14 protein-coding genes and 3 pseudogenes are annotated in these 16,424 nt (G+C 60.8%); 3 read left to right on the top strand and 14 right to left on the bottom strand.

What is annotated here, in order from left to right:
- The first annotated feature begins 61 nt into the window (after positions 1–61).
- Positions 62–970 (top strand): LysR family transcriptional regulator, encoded by a 909-nt coding sequence (locus CI15_RS30315; protein WP_062135771.1) that lies wholly within the window; start codon positions 62–64, stop codon positions 968–970.
- Between the two features lie 41 nt (positions 971–1,011).
- Here CI15_RS30315 and CI15_RS30310 read toward each other — a convergent pair.
- The 4 genes and pseudogenes from CI15_RS30310 to CI15_RS37930 form a co-directional block, all read right to left on the bottom strand.
- Positions 1,012–1,185, bottom strand: a pseudogene (locus tag CI15_RS30310) (aldo/keto reductase); the annotation flags it as partial.
- Positions 1,186–1,229: 44 nt separating this feature from the next.
- Entirely contained in the window at positions 1,230–1,745 is a 516-nt protein-coding gene (gene tssJ, locus CI15_RS30305; RefSeq protein ID WP_062135764.1) for a type VI secretion system lipoprotein TssJ, read from the bottom strand.
- A complete protein-coding gene (tssF, locus tag CI15_RS30300; RefSeq protein WP_062135761.1) occupies positions 1,745–3,604 on the bottom strand; it encodes a type VI secretion system baseplate subunit TssF in 1,860 nt (619 codons plus the stop codon). The genes tssJ and tssF overlap by 1 nt, the downstream gene beginning before the upstream one ends.
- A pseudogene (locus CI15_RS37930) lies at positions 3,601–4,287 on the bottom strand (type VI secretion IcmF C-terminal domain-containing protein); the annotation flags it as partial. The pseudogene CI15_RS37930 and the gene tssF, both read right to left, overlap by 4 nt.
- A gap of 25 nt (positions 4,288–4,312) precedes the next feature.
- Between CI15_RS37930 and CI15_RS37925 the strand changes: the two are divergent.
- Positions 4,313–5,656 carry a hypothetical protein gene (locus CI15_RS37925; protein WP_241495988.1) on the top strand — a complete coding sequence of 448 codons (1,344 nt, stop codon included), beginning with the start codon at positions 4,313–4,315 and terminating at the stop codon, positions 5,654–5,656.
- On the opposite strand, the gene CI15_RS30285 is transcribed toward CI15_RS37925, so the two are convergent.
- From CI15_RS30285 to vgrG, 8 genes are all read right to left on the bottom strand, one after another.
- Positions 5,610–6,884: a hypothetical protein gene (locus tag CI15_RS30285; protein ID WP_062135752.1), complete on the bottom strand. Its 1,275-nt coding sequence runs from the start codon at positions 6,882–6,884 to the stop codon at positions 5,610–5,612. The two genes, CI15_RS37925 and CI15_RS30285, sit on opposite strands and share 47 nt — an antisense overlap.
- Positions 6,884–7,144: a PAAR domain-containing protein gene (locus CI15_RS30280; RefSeq protein ID WP_062135749.1), complete on the bottom strand. Its 261-nt coding sequence runs from the start codon at positions 7,142–7,144 to the stop codon at positions 6,884–6,886. Before CI15_RS30280 ends, CI15_RS30285 begins: the two co-directional genes overlap by 1 nt.
- Positions 7,145–7,248: 104 nt before the next feature.
- On the bottom strand, positions 7,249–7,770 hold the full coding sequence (locus CI15_RS36860; RefSeq protein WP_153041229.1) for a hypothetical protein: 522 nt from the start codon (positions 7,768–7,770) through the stop codon (positions 7,249–7,251).
- A gap of 93 nt (positions 7,771–7,863) precedes the next feature.
- Complete coding sequence (locus CI15_RS37490) at positions 7,864–8,799, bottom strand: hypothetical protein (protein WP_153041228.1); 936 nt, start codon at positions 8,797–8,799, stop codon at positions 7,864–7,866.
- Complete coding sequence (locus CI15_RS30270) at positions 8,799–9,059, bottom strand: PAAR domain-containing protein (RefSeq protein WP_062135744.1); 261 nt, start codon at positions 9,057–9,059, stop codon at positions 8,799–8,801. Before CI15_RS30270 ends, CI15_RS37490 begins: the two co-directional genes overlap by 1 nt.
- A gap of 26 nt (positions 9,060–9,085) precedes the next feature.
- Positions 9,086–9,556, bottom strand: a complete 471-nt coding sequence (locus tag CI15_RS36850) for a hypothetical protein (protein ID WP_153041227.1) — start codon at positions 9,554–9,556, stop codon at positions 9,086–9,088.
- Positions 9,553–12,009, bottom strand: coding sequence for a M23 family metallopeptidase (locus CI15_RS30265; protein WP_062135741.1), 2,457 nt, complete (start codon positions 12,007–12,009; stop codon positions 9,553–9,555). Before CI15_RS30265 ends, CI15_RS36850 begins: the two co-directional genes overlap by 4 nt.
- 4 nt (positions 12,010–12,013) lie before the next feature.
- A complete protein-coding gene (vgrG, locus tag CI15_RS30260; RefSeq protein ID WP_062135738.1) occupies positions 12,014–14,386 on the bottom strand; it encodes a type VI secretion system tip protein VgrG in 2,373 nt (790 codons plus the stop codon).
- Between the two features lie 359 nt (positions 14,387–14,745).
- Here vgrG and CI15_RS30255 point away from each other — a divergent pair.
- Positions 14,746–14,940: pseudogene (locus CI15_RS30255) on the top strand (LysR family transcriptional regulator); the annotation flags it as partial.
- Positions 14,941–14,981: 41 nt separating this feature from the next.
- Here the strand turns inward: CI15_RS30255 and CI15_RS30250 are convergent.
- A complete protein-coding gene (locus tag CI15_RS30250; RefSeq protein ID WP_062135731.1) occupies positions 14,982–15,986 on the bottom strand; it encodes an aldo/keto reductase in 1,005 nt (334 codons plus the stop codon).
- A gap of 21 nt (positions 15,987–16,007) precedes the next feature.
- The gene (locus tag CI15_RS30245; RefSeq protein WP_062135728.1) at positions 16,008–16,364 is read right to left on the bottom strand and encodes a carboxymuconolactone decarboxylase family protein; all 357 of its coding nucleotides are present in this window, start codon (positions 16,362–16,364) and stop codon (positions 16,008–16,010) included.
- Between the last annotated feature and the right edge of the window lie 60 nt (positions 16,365–16,424).

Genomic DNA, 16,424 nt, shown 5'->3' with positions numbered 1-16,424 from the left:
TTCGTGGCTGAAAACAGTCACGATAGGTGTCGCCGAGGTATATTGGAAATGAATTCCCAATATGTCAGGTATTGCCGTGGTTAATCTCAGAAGACTCGACCTCAACCTGCTGGTCACGCTCGACGTGCTGCTCGAAAAGCACAACGTGACCCGCGCCGCCGAGCGGCTGAACTTCTCGCAACCGTCGGTCAGCGTGCATCTGGCGAAACTGCGCGACATATTCGGCGATCCGCTGCTGCTGCCCGGACCGCGCGGCATGCGGCCCACCGCGAAAGCACAGGCACTGCGCGAGCCGTTGCGCGAAGCGCTCGACGCGCTGCAGCGCGCGGTCGCACCCGCGAGCCCGTTCGATCCAGCCGCGGCGACGCACACCTGGCGCATCGCCGCAACGGACTACGCGGAGTCGACGATCATCCTGCCGATGCTGGCCGGTCTGCGCGCGGCGGCGCCCGGCACGCGTCTCGCGATCGTCGAGGCGGTGCCTCCGCGGCTCGCGCGCCAGGCCGAACAGGGCGACATCGATATCGGCTTTCACACCAGCGAAGGCGCGCCGGAGGGTTTGCGCCGCCGCGTGCTGTTTGCCGAGCGCTATGTGCTGGTCGGTCGCGCGGGTCATCCGAAGCTCAAGCGCCGGCCCACCCTCGCGCAGTTCTGCAAGCTCGAACACGTGATCGTGTCGCCGGATGGCGGCGGGTTTTTCGGCGTCACCGACGAAACCCTCGCGAAGGTGGGACTCGCGCGCAAGGTGGTGCTGTCGGTGCCGCACTTTCTGTTCATGCAATCAGTGCTCGCGAGCACCGACCTCGTGGGGATGCTGCCCGCGCGCCTCGCGCGCGGCTCGGACGCGCTGCGCATGGTCGAGCCGCCCGTCGAGGTGCCGGGCTACGAGATGGCGATGCTATGGCACGAGCGCGTGCATCGCGATCCCGCGCATCAATGGTTGCGGGAGTTCATCGCGGCTTCGGTTTGAGGCGTTGCCGCAATGGCTGCGTTCATCGCTTCGCGCGCGCGTCACGCGACGCGACGCCCCGTTACCGGATAGCCCGGATCGGTATAACCATGCGTCGAGGCGTGACCTGGCGCAACGAGAGCGTCGACGAGTTTTTCGTCATCGGGACCGAGCTGCAACTGCAACGCTTCCATGTAGCTGTCCCACTGCGCTTCCGTCCGCGGGCCGGCAATCAGCGCTGCCGCTGCCGCTACCAGACACGAGAATCGTCTCTTCATGTTCATTTGTGATCCAGATCGATTTCCAGCGTGCGATCGGCTGCCACCAGCCTCACCGGATCAGTCTTCTTCCACTGTGATTTCGGCACGAGCACCGACCATTCGCTATTGGCCGTATCGTGGAAGAACGCCGCCACGCCCACGTAGTTCGCTGCGTCATCGATCGGCTCCGAGATCTTCAGCGTCTGCCCCGGCCCCAGCGTCACCTCCTGGCTCCAGAGGGTCGCCGCCTTCAGCGCATCACTGCCCTCGAGCAGTTGCGCATAGGTCGCCGTCGCGAAGGGCTTATCCTCCCTGAGCTGGTAGATGCGCAGCACGACCGGAAGCGATGCACCTTGCGCATCCTGGTTCAGTGCTGCGCGTGCGGTGATCGAGAGGTTCATCTCCTTGACCTTGGTCTCGAACACCGCTTTCGTTGCGCTCACGGTGCCGTCCTTCACCGATTGCCACGTGCCGCACGCGCTGAGCGTCAGCGCGAGGGCGACGCCTGCCGCACCCCGCATGATTCCGGTACGCATCAGAATGGCGCTCCCGTGAAATCGGTACGCGGATAGACCATCTCCTGGCCATCGATGTCCAGTACCAACTGCATCGAAACCTGCGTGCCCGCGTAGCGCCCCAGGAAGTGGTTCAGCACGTCGCCGAACAGCACGGCGTCTCCCGGCCCGCTGAAGCCGTCCGCGTCGAGTCCGACGTGGATACGCACGACCCGCAGCACGTAGCCTCGCAGCAGGACCTGGTCCTCGGAGAAGTGCACCGTCTGGATCGCGTCGATGCGCTGGGGCACCGCGTCGTCCACCGTCCAGTCGTAGAGTTCGAGCACCTCGCGCAGTGCCGACGCGCCTTCCACGAGCACCTGGTTGAATTCGTTCATGCCGTTCGCGGTGAAATGGCCCAGCGAGCGCCACTCGTAGCCCGGGAAATAACGCGGCGGATACTGCGGCAGGCTCGGCCCCGTCAGGTTGCGCACCGACGCAATGCCGGTGAAGCCCGATACCGCCTCGGTAATCGTCGCCTCCGAGAGCGCCAGGCGCGGCAGGCGTCCGTTGTTCGCGAGGGCACGGACCGTCACATGACGGTCCGGCTGCGGGCGGTCCTCGTCATCCCCGGCATAGCGATATGTCCCCGCCCAGAGTTGCCCCGCGAGCGTCACCCACACCTCCCGGCCGAGCACCCCGTAGCGCATCGCGGTATGGAAATACCGCTCCGGCTTCTCGTAGCGCAGCATCCAGCCGCGATGCCGGAAGCTCGTGAACGCCTGGTAGGGATGCCGTGCGCTGCCCTCCGGATCGGCAGCGGTCACCGAAAGCATGTCGTAGGGCTCGACGTGATCCTCCACAGCGGCCTGCACCCGCACGCGGTGCTCTGTATCGTGCCAGTCCGCAGGCTGCAGCGGCAGTGCGTCGACCTCGAACAGGTTGATCACGGGCGTGCAGAAGAGGCGAAAGCTCTCCCGCCCCACCGGCTGGTCACCGGGCATGCGCCCATGCAGCTCAATCTCGAAGGTCATCCGCGTTTCCCCCGCCGGCACCAGCGTGCTATCGAAGCCGCACAGGTCGACGAAGTGGAACTTCTGCGGGAACACGAAATATTCCAGCAGCGTCTGCTCGCGGTCGAGCTGCTGGTTGCGCTCCGGGTTCGTCACCGGCCATAGCCGTGTCGACGGACCGAACCCCGCCGTCTCGAAACGCACGTCTTCGAGCCGCCGCAGTTCGCCGTTGCGCACCGACGGCAGGCGAAGATTGATTCCCGCAATCTGGCGCGTGAGCGCCGCATACAGGGCGGCGGCTGCGGGCCGCTCGCCATCCAGGTACAGGCGGATGCGCGACAGGTCCACGTGCTCGCGCTGGTCCCCGAACCAGAGGCCGAACGTCAGGCGGATGACCGTGCGCCCGTCTGCGCGCACCGCCACCTCCGCGTCCTCGACCGACAGCGGCAGCAGGTCGACCGCCTGCGTCGTGCGGAATGGGCACTGCACCCCATCGGGACCGATGGGCGCCGAGCGCACCACGGCCCCTGCGGGAATCTGCGCCGTCGCCGTATTCCTGCGGTTCAGGGGCGTGCATTCGATGACCGACAGCGACGGGATCGCCCGTGCCATGTGCTCATAGAGGTTGTCGAGCAGGCCCTCGGTCACCTCCGGCATGGCGTCGTCGAGCTTCATGCGCAGCCGTGCCATGAGGAACGCAAAGGCTTCGTTGACCGCCCGGACCTGATCGTTCTCCTGGCCATACTGCATGCTCAGGCGCCGCGCGGCCTCGGGCTGGTCGCGTACGAACTCGCGGCCAGCCTCGCGCAGGTAGCGCATCTCGGCGTCGAAATATCGCAGGAACGGATTGCCGCCGTCCTGCTGGAACTCTTTCCACGGTGCCGTCATGGCATTAACTCCGGTGGCAGGGGCGGAAGCATCGGTGCGGCGCCACCCTTGCCGACGACGAAGATACGTTCGGGCATCTGGAAACCACGCAGCTTCAGCAGTTCGAGCGGACCGGCACCGACCTGGGTGCGCAGCACGTAGCGCAACGGCTCGCCGTTCTCCGCGCTCCACGTGAGCTGGTAGCGGGTACTGTCGAGCTGCTTCACATCGGCTTTCGCCAGCAGCCGCAGGAACGCCCAGTCGCCCGTCGAATCGAACGCCTGCCGCAAGCCCGCGTTGAGCGTCTGCCACGTCAGACCCGCATGGCCGTTCAGGCCATCGCCGGGCCATGCCAGCGGCGTCCAGCTTTCCTGCTGGTTGAAGTAGACGATCTGTTTGCCATCGACCGACAGTTCCGAGCGCGTCACGTCCGGCGTCGGCAACGCCATCATCTCGAAGCGTTCGTCTGCATCGCCCTTGAGATAGAGTTGCGCGCCAACGGTCGACAGCTGGCGCAGGCCGGCAAGGAATTTCGGATCGAACTGCAATGCCTGCGGCGCGAGTTCGTTCGGCGTCCAGTGATCGCCTTCGAGCTTCAGCATGCCCGCCAGTTGCGTCGACATGAAGCGTGCGATCAGGCCGGTGTCGGGGCGCACGAAGCGCCCAAGTTCGGCGAAGGATGCATCGGCCTGCGTGTCGAAGAACGGATAACGGCCAGGATTCGGCCGTTTGCGGTTTTGTCTCGACGGCGGTCTGCGCGGTCTGGTCTGCCTCGCGCACCAGTTGCCGGTTGCCGATGAAGGAGACCGTCATCCACACACACCAGGCGATCGCCGCGGCGATCACGAGCGTGGCGAGCGCATTGGGCCAGTAGAAGCCGACGCGCCTGCCCCGGTAGTTGGGCGACCCCGCCGCGATCTCGCGCCACACCGGCAGCAGCGCAGCGGGCTGCACGCGCGTGACCGTTACAGCCGGTGGCGTGTCGACAGGCTCGCCGGGCATCCCGTCGCCGTTGGTGACCGGCACCGGCACGACGGTCGGCCCCGGAAAGACCGGCGCGAACATGACGCCCGCGAGCGGCGAGCGCAGCCAGTTCGACTCAGCCAGCGTCCGCAGGCCATCGACCATCCGCCCGCAATGGTCGCCAACATACTTCGAGATTTCCATCAGCCAGGTCACCCGAAGGTTATTCCCGGTGCAAAGGTGCACGCCCTCATCCGCAGACCTCTGTTCGACTTCGTTCAGCAGATCCGGCAGTCTGGCGACGGCCTCCTGCGCCTGCCTGCGCGAATCGTTCGGCATGAACGCGCCGACCGCATCGAAGCGTTCGGACGGGCTATCCTTCGCCTCGACTGGGTGCAGGAAGGTAACGGGCGCGGCCCAGCCGAGCGTGGTTGCAATGCCCGAGAGTGCGCGAGGCAGTTCGGTATCCGTATCGTCCGCGCGCGCGACGTGAACGACGCCATCAACCGGGCAGCGGCGGCGCAACTGCCGCAGCTGACCGAGCCATTTCGCCGCGTCGATGCCGTCTGGCGATGCGTGCACGAGGACGGTTTCGCCTACGTGCATGACGCCCGCCTGCTTGAGCCCGGGCGCGACCTGATCAATGCGTTCGTCCGTACCGTTCACCAGCAGCCAGCGCAGGCGGCGACGCCAGAACCAGCCGTGCGAGACGCGCAGCTCCTCGTAGATGCGTTGCAGACGAGCGTCGCGCTTGAGTGGTTTCGCCGCCTTGTTACGCTCGCCGGTTTCGAAACGGAACAGTCTCGCCGCACCACCATATGCGCCGGTCGATACTGCGAACAGGTGAGCGATCACGACGATGACCAGCACGATCGGGATGCCGATCAAAAGCTGCGTCCGGGGTGCGCCATCCGGGATATCGAGACGATTGTTCCCGAACCAGACCAGCACAAGTGCGGCAGTGGCCAGGACGAGCGCGGCAAGGGGCATGCCCCAGATCACCGCGCGGCCTGGAGCCGGTCTGCTGGCGACGGCTTCAGGCTCCATGTTCTGCAGGTTATTTTTAGGAGTCGTCATGCGTGGAAGCGTTTGTCTGTTTTGCGGGTATGACATGGAGGATGGCCGACCGCAGGCCATCGACAATCAGTTGGGGACCGTCTGCCGCACCGGCCTCGACGGCAGCAGCAATCGCCAGCAGGCCGTTTGCCGCGCCCGCGTTGCCGACGATACGATCGAGCCGGCACTGTGCGGCGTCCTTCGACGCTGCCTGAAATCCGGCGGCGACCAGGGCTCGGTCGCAGTACTCGACCGGTCGAGTGATCCACGCGCGCGTCACCGCCGCGGCTTTGACCTTGCCCCAGATCGCAGCATTCGCGAAGCCGTACTCGGCCTCACCGTCGCTGCCCTGGACGGGCCGGTGCAGCGCAGCCTTGTGGCTGACTTCCTGCGGGAGCCTGAAGTAGCCTGCGTCGAACAGCACAGCAGCGCATCCTTCGGTACAGCCTTCGTCGATGGCATCGTCGTACCACGTCGCGGCGACGGCGAGAAGCGGGCGGTGCTCGCGTGCATCGAGCCAGCCATCAACCACCAGCAGCCCTTCGGCGGCGGGGACGGCCTGAACCTCAAGTGGCGGCAGCGCCGCCACTTGCAACGCCTCCCGCACCTGCGCAACACGCAGGTCTGAAGCTTCCGGCCCGACGAGTACTCGCACCTGCGGCCAGTACGTCTTTTCGTATCGGGTCAGCGCGTGGATGGTTCCGGCCAGCGGTTCAAGCGCAACACGGATCATCTGGACAGCGGGAGCGGCCTCCGACAGCACGTCTGCGTCGTCGCCCTCGCTTTCCTCTTCACCGGCCATGGGCAACCCTGCCAGTAACGGGTCATCGTCCTCAAAGCGGTTGCACAAAACCTTCCCCGGACCGTGCCGCGGTGCCTGCGCCTTCAGGATCGACCTTTTGCCTTCCAGAACGTCGGCCAGGGATTTACCTCCAAGCGGCAGACAACAACCTGCGTCGAGTACGTGCAGCGGTCGCTGCGCGAACCGGACTTTCTCCCCAAGCCAGCGGTCACGATGATGGTTGCGCCAATACGCGCGATACCACAGCACCTCGTACCCCGCGCGGGCAAACCCAAGCAGGACCAGGAACAGCCCGTTCGGTGTCCCGACAATCCAGCTCCAGAATTTGAGGCCACTTGCCGGCTGACCTTTCGGCCAGACAAGCAGAACGATCACAGGACCGAACACATTGCAGACGAACCAGGTAAACGCCCACGGCCAGAAACGCATCCGCCGGGGATACGCGCTGGGGCGTCCTGCGGGAGAAAGGTCGACGGGCATTATGCGATGTCGACGTTTTCAAGCGACGAGATCAGCCGGCAACCGCAGGCGCAGTGGTAGTGACGCATGGCGACCGGCTTGCCATCACGGTCGGGAAACTTGTCGTAGCCCTCGTCAATCGTGGTCGGTCCGTGCAGATCGCAGATCGCGTCGTCGCCCTTGCGGGCGAGCGGCCTGCCCATGAATTCAGTCCATGGGGAGCCGCCCGTGACTTCGGCACCGCGCTCCAGTTTGTCACCTTTGCGGATGGGAGATTGCATTTCCAACCCCAATGTAGTTTTAGACCCAAGCCAAGCGTGATAACGCGCTTATGCCGACTGATTGTTGATGACAAAGCGGCACTGGGGAAAGATAGATTGCACAGCTATTCCTTATAGGCATTTTTGCAATCAAACTCTTTCACCCCCTGCCTGCCAAGGTGATAGCAATGGCTTGGAAAATATATAAATTCCTGCTTGTTCCACGTATAAACAATTTTCGTCTCGGAATAGCCCGGAGCAGCTTGAGTAAGCGTGACCCATTGCAGCGGTTTAGAATCAATCCCGTCTTGTATGATCGGAGCCAAGCTCGCGACCGGCGGAGATGTCAGGACGACACACCACTTGCCTCCCGCACGTTTTTCGAAGATGGTTCGAGGTGCATTGGTACCCGATGTACGATCAACCGAAACGACCATCTCGTCTGCACCATAGGTCAAATGCTTTGTGCCGATATTGTCGTCAGTGTCGTAGTCAGGCCCATAAGAATCAGACATTCCTTCTTCAACTGAGCCATAGCACGTTCCATAGTGCGTGCCGATCCATGCATCAGGCAATCCCGAAACCTCGCTGGCAAACGCTGGACTTAAGATAGCTGCGCAAAAAAGACTAAGGAACTTGTGGTACATAGTTGATCGTTACACTTTGAGAGAACGGAATAGTTGCCGGAGGGAAAGTCACACACAGCGTTGGATGTGAGGGAGGCGACAGTGGCGGATATCTCAGTATTTCATGAGAAACATACCCCACTCCATCCAGTAGTGCGTGATCAAGTAATACCGCGAACTGCTGCCGATCGGCGTAACCGTTGCCCCCCCGTTGATGAGCCAACTGATGAACCCGACCAGGGCGGGCGATGCGCCGAGGTCTGCCGCGCGGTTAATGTTGTAGGTTCCTCGAAATGATTTGGCCAGCCAATACATTCCCGACGATTCGGCAGCGTGGACAAGGTCTCTGGCGATAACTTCTGGATCGTAAAGTGGTGCCCAACGCTTTGCATCGTCTCCATCCGCCCACGGATGCGTCGAGGTCGACGTTATGCGAGGGTCGGTGTACGGAGAAAAACCGTGGTCCGGAATGTGTTGGTAATTCTTATAAGCTTCGTAGTTCTTCGGCCAAGTCAATTGAAGATATCCACGTCCGTAAAATGGTCCATACGCGTGACCATGACCAAGCGAGTCCTCCGTGATCGTTCGAAGACCGCCTGTTTCAATATACGTTTGCGCAAGAAAATGGAGCAAGCGAAGTGGTCTGCTATTCAAATATTTGAGATTGACACGACTTATGAATCGATAGTGTGTCAATGCCCTCTGTTGTGCAAGTTCCCATGAAAGACTCACGGACGCAGATGACCGAGGCAAACATCGGGCCAGTTCTTTCGCGCTTAACCATCCACACCTCCTGAAATGTCGGATAAACGCCAGCGGGTGGAAATACCAGAGCTTCTGGCCGCCGAGCGACGTCTTGTCCAGAAGTTCGGTGTCCCGACAATCCAACTCCAGAAATTGAGGCCACTTGCCGGCTGACCTTTCGGCCAGGCACAGAACGATCAAAGGACCGAACACATTACAGACGAACCGGGTCAACGCCCACGGCCAGAAACGCATCCGCCGGGGATACGCGCTGGGGCGTCCTGCGGGAGAAAGGTCGATGGGCATTATGCGATGTCGACGTTTTCAAGCGACGAGATCATCCGGCAACCGCAGGCGCAGTGGTAGTGATGCATGGCGACCGGCTTGCCATCACGGTCGGGAAACTTGTCGTAGCCCTCGTCAATCGTGGTTGGTCCGTGCAGGTCGCAGATTGCATCGTCGCCCTTGCGGGCGAGTGGCCGGCCCATGAATTCGGTCCACGGGGAGCCGCCGGTGACTTCTCCGCCGTGCTCCAGTTTGTCGCCTTTGCGGATGGGGGATTGCATAGATCAGCCTAAATCCTCACTAATTTTTAATTACGTCGCGGCACATTGCGAGAAAAAATAAATGCCGATCCATTCCATAGATATTGATTTACAGAATTATCCGGATTATCCGGATCACTAAAGCCCCCCTCAATAATCATAGGCACCCCGACCTTATTAACGCCGACCTTGACACCAGTCCCATAGGAGATAAACTGAAATTCAAAGTCATTACCCTGAGTCACAAATACTCCGGTATACGAATTAGTAGCACTCAAAGTTGGCTCAACCAAACACACCTGCAACTTCTTCCCATGAAACGATTGTTCATACCGATTAAACTGCAATGCCTGTTCGAATTCTTGTTTTGAACATGAATCGGCAGCGCAAGCAAATTTCCGCATATCATCATCTGCGTACAACTTCTCAGCCATTTTTTCACGCTGAATATCAGATCCACAAGCGAACGTCAGCCCAGAAAAAATAAACAACACAACCAAAATAAATATTTTTTTCATGGATACTGCTTCTCCAAAGATACCTGAATAACGTGAGTAGTCGGCATATACGCCTTTTTTGGATGGTGCGTATGCGGATTTAACACAGGCTGACCATTCGGGTCAAGCACCGGTTCCTGTGCCGTATTTCGGCGCCAAACAAACGAAAGTTCTTCCGATGATCCCTTTTCAATCAAATCGAGCAAGATATATTTTATATATACAAATGATTGCAACCGATGCTCCAATCCATTTATATTTTGATTAACCACGTTGCCATTAGTGGATTTTGACGCCATGATTGCCGTTTCAATTTTCAACCCACCTTCGTCGGTCGCCTTAAGGGTATTTGTCCCTACAGCGGTCATTACTCTACATTGCCAATACATACCTGCACTATCGGCACAGTTGTGCCGATTGAACACCGAGTTTGTGTTCGCCAACTGCACCTCGGGATTCCACGTGAGATCGCCGAATCTTGCAGGAACAGCAGGATCGATCGGAAATTTTTTGAAACGTCCATATGCATCGTAATTTGGCTTTTTTGTGAGCTGAATCAAACCGCGCCCAAACCATGGATTGTATGTCGCCAGCTCTCCGTGAAATTCACGCACGGCCGTAAGCCATCCAGACTCCTCCATCAATTGAGCAAGAAAATGGGTGGCTCTTTCTTTTGTCGAGCTGATTCGGTACTTTCGTAACGCCGCGTTGAGATCCGACTCCCAAGCACTCCCTTGTGGAGCAGCATCAGTCCACGGATGAGTGACCTGACGGAATTGAGTACCATGCAGCGAAAGCATCTTACGGGGAACACATTGCGCAATTTCAGTTGCGGACAGCCACTCGCACTTCCTGAAGTGGCGAATAAACGCCAGCGGATGGAAAAACCATAGCTCCTGCCCGGAAAGCGGAGTCTGGTCCAGAAATTGGAACTTGCTCAGAAAATTGGTGAAATTGGTATACCCGTCAGGGTTCGTATCCTTTTGCTGACCAAAGAAGCCATAAGGGTCGTTCAGGTCCTTGTACCGGTCTTTATTGGTCGACGGGTCCCACTCGCTTAGCGCCTTGAACACCATTCCCTTAAGCTTCTCACCCACGCCATCCGTATTCTGTATATAGCTGGCCAGCTGTAGATTGGCGTCGTCGTTGTTGTTTGGATCAGCTTCGAGCGGCTGTGCCGGTGGCAGCGAATCCTGAATTCCGGTTAACCCACAAAGACTGGCGTAGTCGCATCGTCCGGCGTCGGTAAACGGCGTGTTGTCGTCACCCACGTTTTGCCACCCCGTAAAGAACGGAAAGTCAGCGTCGGACAGCTTGATGATCGCGTCCGGGGCGATGTCAACATAGCCTAGCGTTCCGTTCTCGTCGAACGGTACAGCAACCCAGGTAGCGCGATCCGTACCTGCCAACGTAGGGTTAGCCGAGAGAATGCGCCCAAACCGCAGCATCTCATAGCCGTCGCTCGGGCATGTTGGATAGAGCGCCATCGCACGATCATACAGATCGTATTCATAACGCTTTGGCCTGTTGCGGCTGTCGTTGAGGTTGTCATAGGGGTCTGCGATGGCATCACGTGTAAGCAGTGTCACCTTACCGCTGTTACCGCGATCAATCCACGCACGTGTATAGCGTCGCCCCAGATTAAACCAGGCCTCGACATAAAGTGTGTCGCCCGTAGCTATTGATCCGCCCGGAACCTGGGGAAACCATGCTGCCGGCTTCCCTGCCGGCTGCTTTACAAAGGTCATGGGGCCCTGGATGACGAAATAGGTATGCCCCCAATAGTCACTCGATTTAGGCTGAACAGGGCTTTTCTCGCCTAGCTGAACCTTGTGGCCGGCCTGATCAAACCAGGCCGTAAAGTCCTTGCTCGACATGAATATTTCGAAGTGCAGATGCGCCACGCCCTGATGCTGGCCGACGTACCCGAGGATGTCCTTGCGATACACCTTCTTCCCGCCGCCTTGTTGAACTTTGCCGTCATTGCCGTCCCCCGTATTGAGCAGCCACGCGGGCAGCGCATTCGCCGAGCCGGTCTGCGGCTGGCCGTTTGACTGAGGGGCAGACTGAGGGGCAATGTGCTCCTGATTCGTCATGTCCAGCAGATGCATATAGAGCGAATAATACGTGATGGTCCGCCCGTCACCAGTGTCAGTTGTATGTTTGAGCAGGACAAAACCGGCATTTGAATTCAGCGCAGGTTGCCCGGTCGTCGAATCGGGCGTGCCGTCCGAAATTGCGTTTTTACAGACCCGGTACACGACAACGTCCCCATCGGCGATTGCGCGAACAGGCTCCGGCTGCTCGCCCGGGTTCAGATGGATGCCACAATGAGAACGCCGATCGAAGGTGACCGGCCAGACTCCGTGATGACCGATCTCGAACTGATCGACAGCATCCGTCATGGGGTCCGGTTTTGTCGGGTCGTCAGACGTGAGGCCTGATTCGGGCAGGAACGGGGGGCTGATAATCATGACTTTAATGAGACGAAGAGTATTGGTCGGAGATCTTCAGACTAGCCTTCGGCAACGACGGCAGCGGCGTAGGAGCGTTGTCCGGGCCCTGGAACGAGAACGATGCCGCCTTGATGGTGAACACGCCGGGACAGTGGAATGTCATGTTGCCGTTCTCGATCACGAGCGAAGCCCCGCCACTGTTGAGCGTTATCTTCGACTTCGCTGCAACCTGCACGTCCGCGCTTTCGCTCGCGACACGCAACTGCTTCTGTGCGAACAGGTCCATGCCGTCCGTCAACGCTGCAACCGAGACTTTTCCCTTCGCCGCGCTGAGGTTGATGCCAAGTTTGTGCGCGCATAGCGAAATCAGCTCGCCTGCTACCATGCGTAACCGCCTGGTAATGCTGACGTCCATGTTCTGGCCTGCGGTGACGATCACGTTTTCACCCGCCGAATGCTGTACCGACTTCGGCGTGGCGAATGCCATGCCGCCCGGCGCGCTCGCCAGCAGCCCCGCGTCGCGTAGCTGGTTCAGCCCGTCGAGAAGTGCCGCCTGCGTTGCGCGGTCGGCAGGGTCGACCCCGGCCTGCGTCGTCGCCGCCGCGAGGTCCGTCACGCGCTGCAATGCCGCCTTGAGCTGTGCGACGGCGGCAGGCATCTCGAGATGTGGCGTATCGCCTCCGGCTGCGGCGTCCGCCGAGAAGAACAGACCCTTCGCCGCGCGCATCGTCCCCCACGATTTCGTGGTCGCCTCGAAGCCCTCTCCGCGAGGGAGCTTTTTGCTGTTGAGCAGATAGCCCTGATTGAACGCAGTCTGGCTGTACACCGTCGCGATGCGCGCGCTTTCCTTGCCCTGCAGATCGTTGAACACGACCTCTGCGCCGAGCAGCGGCGCGCGCCAGATCGAGTAACTGAACAACGAATCCGAGCCACGCACCAGATCCTGATGGGAATAGTCGTGCAGCGCACCGCTGATATGCAGGCGATCCACGTCTCCATGGGCCGCCTCGAGCATCACTTCGGTTCCCGGCAGCAGGGGCGAATGGAAGCCGCCCTGGTACGATGACGAAGGACGCAGCAGGCGCAGGTTCAGCAGCCTGTTATCGGCGTTGCCCGAGCCCTGCAGGAACTTCGGCAGAACCGGGTAGCGACCAAATTCATCCAGGTAGGCATACGGCGTCGAGTCCAAGGTACCAACGACACCAACGACGGGGCCACCCAGAAAACGCCAATCGCGCTCGAAGTCAAAGCGGGGCCGGTAGGTCAGGTGCGCGGGCATCGCCTTGAACCGTGTATAGGCAGGCTTCGTGCGACTGCCCTCCATCCTGAACGAGGTCACCACGAACCCATATTCCGCGCTGGGCATCGTCGTGTTGGTCAGCTTGACCACCACGCCCGAAGCAATCCCTTTCGCGTCGGTCTCGCCCGCGAGCGTCACCTGACGGGCGATCTGCCCGTCACGCCGCGTCTGCGCGAGCGCCTCGCCCTGCGCCTGCGTCAGGTGAAACTCCGTGCTGCAACTGATCTGGCCAAACACCGAGCGGTCATCCGCCTCGTCGGAGACGTTTGCCGTAGCCCGCAGCGGATCCTCCGGCGTGCGGTAGTTGCGCTCCCATACCTCGATGGTTGCCGCCACCAGTTCGCGCTGCTCGTGGACCGCCTGCGCCGCCTCGTGCGAGCTGCTGTGCAGGCCCGACTCAGCCAGCAGCGGCAGGTTGACCGACCGGATGTAGGCACGCGGGTTGTCCGCGAAAACGAGGATGTCGAGCAGTCCGTTCTCGCCGCGCTCTTGCCGGTAGAACCAGAAAATGCCCTTGCGTTTCGCATGCCGGGTGATGAGGTTCCACACGGACTCCTCGTACATCACGACCTGCTCCATCTTCTCCTGCGGCCCTTCGAGATTGAACTCAATGTCGAAGGCGTCGAAGTTCTGGCCGTCGACCATCAGCTGGCGGACCATCTCCTCGAACGTGACATTCTTCATCACGTCGGATCTGATGATCCGCTTGCACAGGGCGGCAAAGCGCGGCTCGATACGCAGCTGGTAAGCAGCCTCGTCGCGGCTCGTGCGGACTCGCTTCCAGCGCGTCGCCACGCCATTGAAGGTGGCCGCCGCATGGTCGACGGGACTGGTCCAGCTCGCCGAGGGCACCGATGCCCGCTCGTCGACTTGCAGGCCGGCGCGCCGGCCCACATAGTCCTTGCCGTCGAGATCCAGGCACGAAGAAGTGACCGTGATATCGACCTTGTAGTCCTTGCAGAGCCCGCCGCGCACCCTGAAGTCAAGCACATCGAGATCAAGCGCCCGCTTGCCGATCCAGATCCTGAGATGCTGGGTGAGTCGCGCGCTCGGGTGGCGCAGCACATCTGTGAAGTTCTTTGTCAGCGCGTTCATACACCATCCCTCTCCCTGTCCGCCTGACTGAAACGAAGCGGAATCATTGTCGTCGCGATTGAAACTGCCGCGAGCGGAACAATCTAGGGCCGCAACGCAAACAGGTCAATCGGCCTGGCTAACCGGCGTCTGGAAAGTCCAACGTATTTGTCAAATAGCGACAAATCTGGATTCCTATCATTTTTTGGGATGGAGTTAGGTGATAGCCGGCGCAGATCGCCTGGTGGCGCACAGGCGGCGGAAGTGGATCCAGCGCGGGAAAAGGCCAGCTCTGCTGTTCGCGATCACGCAGCGCAGTGATGAGGAGCGTGGCGTTGTCGCAGGAATGCGTGTCGAGGCATGAGACAGCGCGACCGCTTGTGCAATCAGTGCTCGCGAGCACCGACCTCGTGGGGATGCTGCCCGCGCGCCTCGTGCGCGGCTCGGACGCGTTGCGGATGGTCGAGCCACCCGTCGAGGTGCCAGGCTACGAGATGGCGATGCTATGGCACGAGCGCGTGCATCGCGATCCCGCGCATCAATGGTTGCGGGAGTTCATCGCGGCATCGGTTTGAGGCGTTGCCGCAATGGCCCCGTTCATCGTGGCGCGCGGGTTTCACGCGACGCGACGCCCCGTTACCGGATAGCCCGGATCGGTATAACCATGCGTCGAGGCATGACCTGGCGCAACGAGACCGTCGACGAGGTTCTCGTCGTCCGGACCGAGCTGCAACTGCAACGCTTCCATGTAGCTGTTCCACTGCGCTTCCGTCCGCGGCCCGGCAATCGTGCTGCTCACGAGGCGGTTGTGCAGCACCCACGCCAGCGCGAACGCGATCGAGTTGGTGCCGCGCCGCGCCGCATGGTCGGCGATGGTCCGCGCGATCCGCAGCGACTCGGGACGCCACTCCGTTTGCTGAATGCGCTTGTCGCCGCGGCCGGCGCGCGAGTCGGCGGGCGGCGGCGCATCGAGCGCGTATTTGCCGCTCAGCACGCCACGCGCGAGCGGGCTATACGACACCACGCCGAGCCCGTAGTGCCGCGCGGCCGGCAATTGTTCGACTTCGGCGGTACGGTCGACGAGGTTGTACAGCGGCTCGCTCGCGACGGGTCTGTCGATCCCGCACTGATCGGCCAGATGGGCGATCTCGGCGATGCGCCAGCCGCGAAAATTCGATACGCCGAAATAACGGACCTTGCCCTGGCGGATCAGATCGGCGATCGCGCGCACACCCTCTTCGAGCGGCGCATCGTCGAGCGCGCGGTGAAAGTACAGGATGTCGAGATAGTCGGTGCCGAGGCGCTTCAAGCTCGCCTCGACGGACTGCATGATCCATTTGCGCGACTGCCCCTGCCGGTTCGGTCCCGGTGTGGCCGGAAAGCCGAACTTCGTCGCGACGACCCAATCGTCGCGGCGCGGCGCGATCGCGCGTCCGACGATTTCTTCGGAGCGGCCCGCGTGATAGACGTCGGCGGTGTCGATGAAATTGATGCCCTGATCGTAGGCCTTGTCGATGATGCGAGCCGACGTCGCCTCATCGGTCTCGCCGCCGAACATCATCGCGCCGAGGCACAACGGCGACACTTTGAGGGCGCTTTGGCCCAGATAGCGGTAATCCATTCGTGAGTCTCCTTTACCTACTCAGGCATCGCGGCTTGCAAAAACCTGGCGCGCCACTGCGAGCGCGGTACTCGCGGTCGGCCAGCCCGAATAAAACGCGAGGTGCGTAATCAGCTCGATCAGCTCGTCGCGCGATACACCGTTGTCGAGCGCCTTGCCGAGATGAAACGGCAACTCGTTGCCGCGATAGAGCGCGACGAGGCTCGCTACCGTAATCAGGCTGCGCTCGCGCGGCGACAGCCCGGGGCGCGCCCATACTTCGCCGAACAGAATCCGGTCGGTGTAGTCGGCAAGTGCCGGTGCGACATCGCCGAATGCGTTGCGCGCGACGGTGGGCTCCGCCTGTGCTTTCGAGTTTGTTTCCGCTTGATTCGTCATGGCCTCTCTCCTACTTGATCTACTCTGCGAGCAGTCGAATTTAATCGCTGCGCGCTGATG

Source organism: Paraburkholderia monticola (assembly GCF_001580545.1).
In the GTDB taxonomy this organism is placed as follows: domain Bacteria; phylum Pseudomonadota; class Gammaproteobacteria; order Burkholderiales; family Burkholderiaceae; genus Paraburkholderia; species Paraburkholderia monticola.
The sequence above is the reverse complement of the archived record's forward strand: the minus strand, read 5'-3'. Positions and strand labels throughout refer to the sequence as shown.

Bases quoted from the DNA above. Each gene is read 5' to 3' on its own strand.
- CI15_RS36860 (WP_153041229.1), bottom strand. From the start codon at position 7,770: ATGTACCACAAGTTCCTTAGTCTTTTTTGCGCAGCTATCTTAAGTCCA.
- CI15_RS30250 (WP_062135731.1), bottom strand. From the start codon at position 15,986: ATGGATTACCGCTATCTGGGCCAAAGCGCCCTCAAAGTGTCGCCGTTG.
- CI15_RS30315 (WP_062135771.1), top strand. From the start codon at position 62: ATGTCAGGTATTGCCGTGGTTAATCTCAGAAGACTCGACCTCAACCTG.
- CI15_RS30280 (WP_062135749.1), bottom strand. From the start codon at position 7,144: ATGCAATCTCCCATCCGCAAAGGTGACAAACTGGAGCGCGGTGCCGAA.
- tssJ (WP_062135764.1), bottom strand. From the start codon at position 1,745: ATGCGTACCGGAATCATGCGGGGTGCGGCAGGCGTCGCCCTCGCGCTG.
- CI15_RS37490 (WP_153041228.1), bottom strand. From the start codon at position 8,799: ATGCCCATCGACCTTTCTCCCGCAGGACGCCCCAGCGCGTATCCCCGG.
- CI15_RS36850 (WP_153041227.1), bottom strand. From the start codon at position 9,556: ATGAAAAAAATATTTATTTTGGTTGTGTTGTTTATTTTTTCTGGGCTG.
- tssF (WP_062135761.1), bottom strand. From the start codon at position 3,604: ATGACGGCACCGTGGAAAGAGTTCCAGCAGGACGGCGGCAATCCGTTC.
- vgrG (WP_062135738.1), bottom strand. From the start codon at position 14,386: ATGAACGCGCTGACAAAGAACTTCACAGATGTGCTGCGCCACCCGAGC.
- CI15_RS30245 (WP_062135728.1), bottom strand. From the start codon at position 16,364: ATGACGAATCAAGCGGAAACAAACTCGAAAGCACAGGCGGAGCCCACC.
- CI15_RS30285 (WP_062135752.1), bottom strand. From the start codon at position 6,884: ATGCCCGTCGACCTTTCTCCCGCAGGACGCCCCAGCGCGTATCCCCGG.
- CI15_RS30270 (WP_062135744.1), bottom strand. From the start codon at position 9,059: ATGCAATCCCCCATCCGCAAAGGCGACAAACTGGAGCACGGCGGAGAA.
- CI15_RS30265 (WP_062135741.1), bottom strand. From the start codon at position 12,009: ATGATTATCAGCCCCCCGTTCCTGCCCGAATCAGGCCTCACGTCTGAC.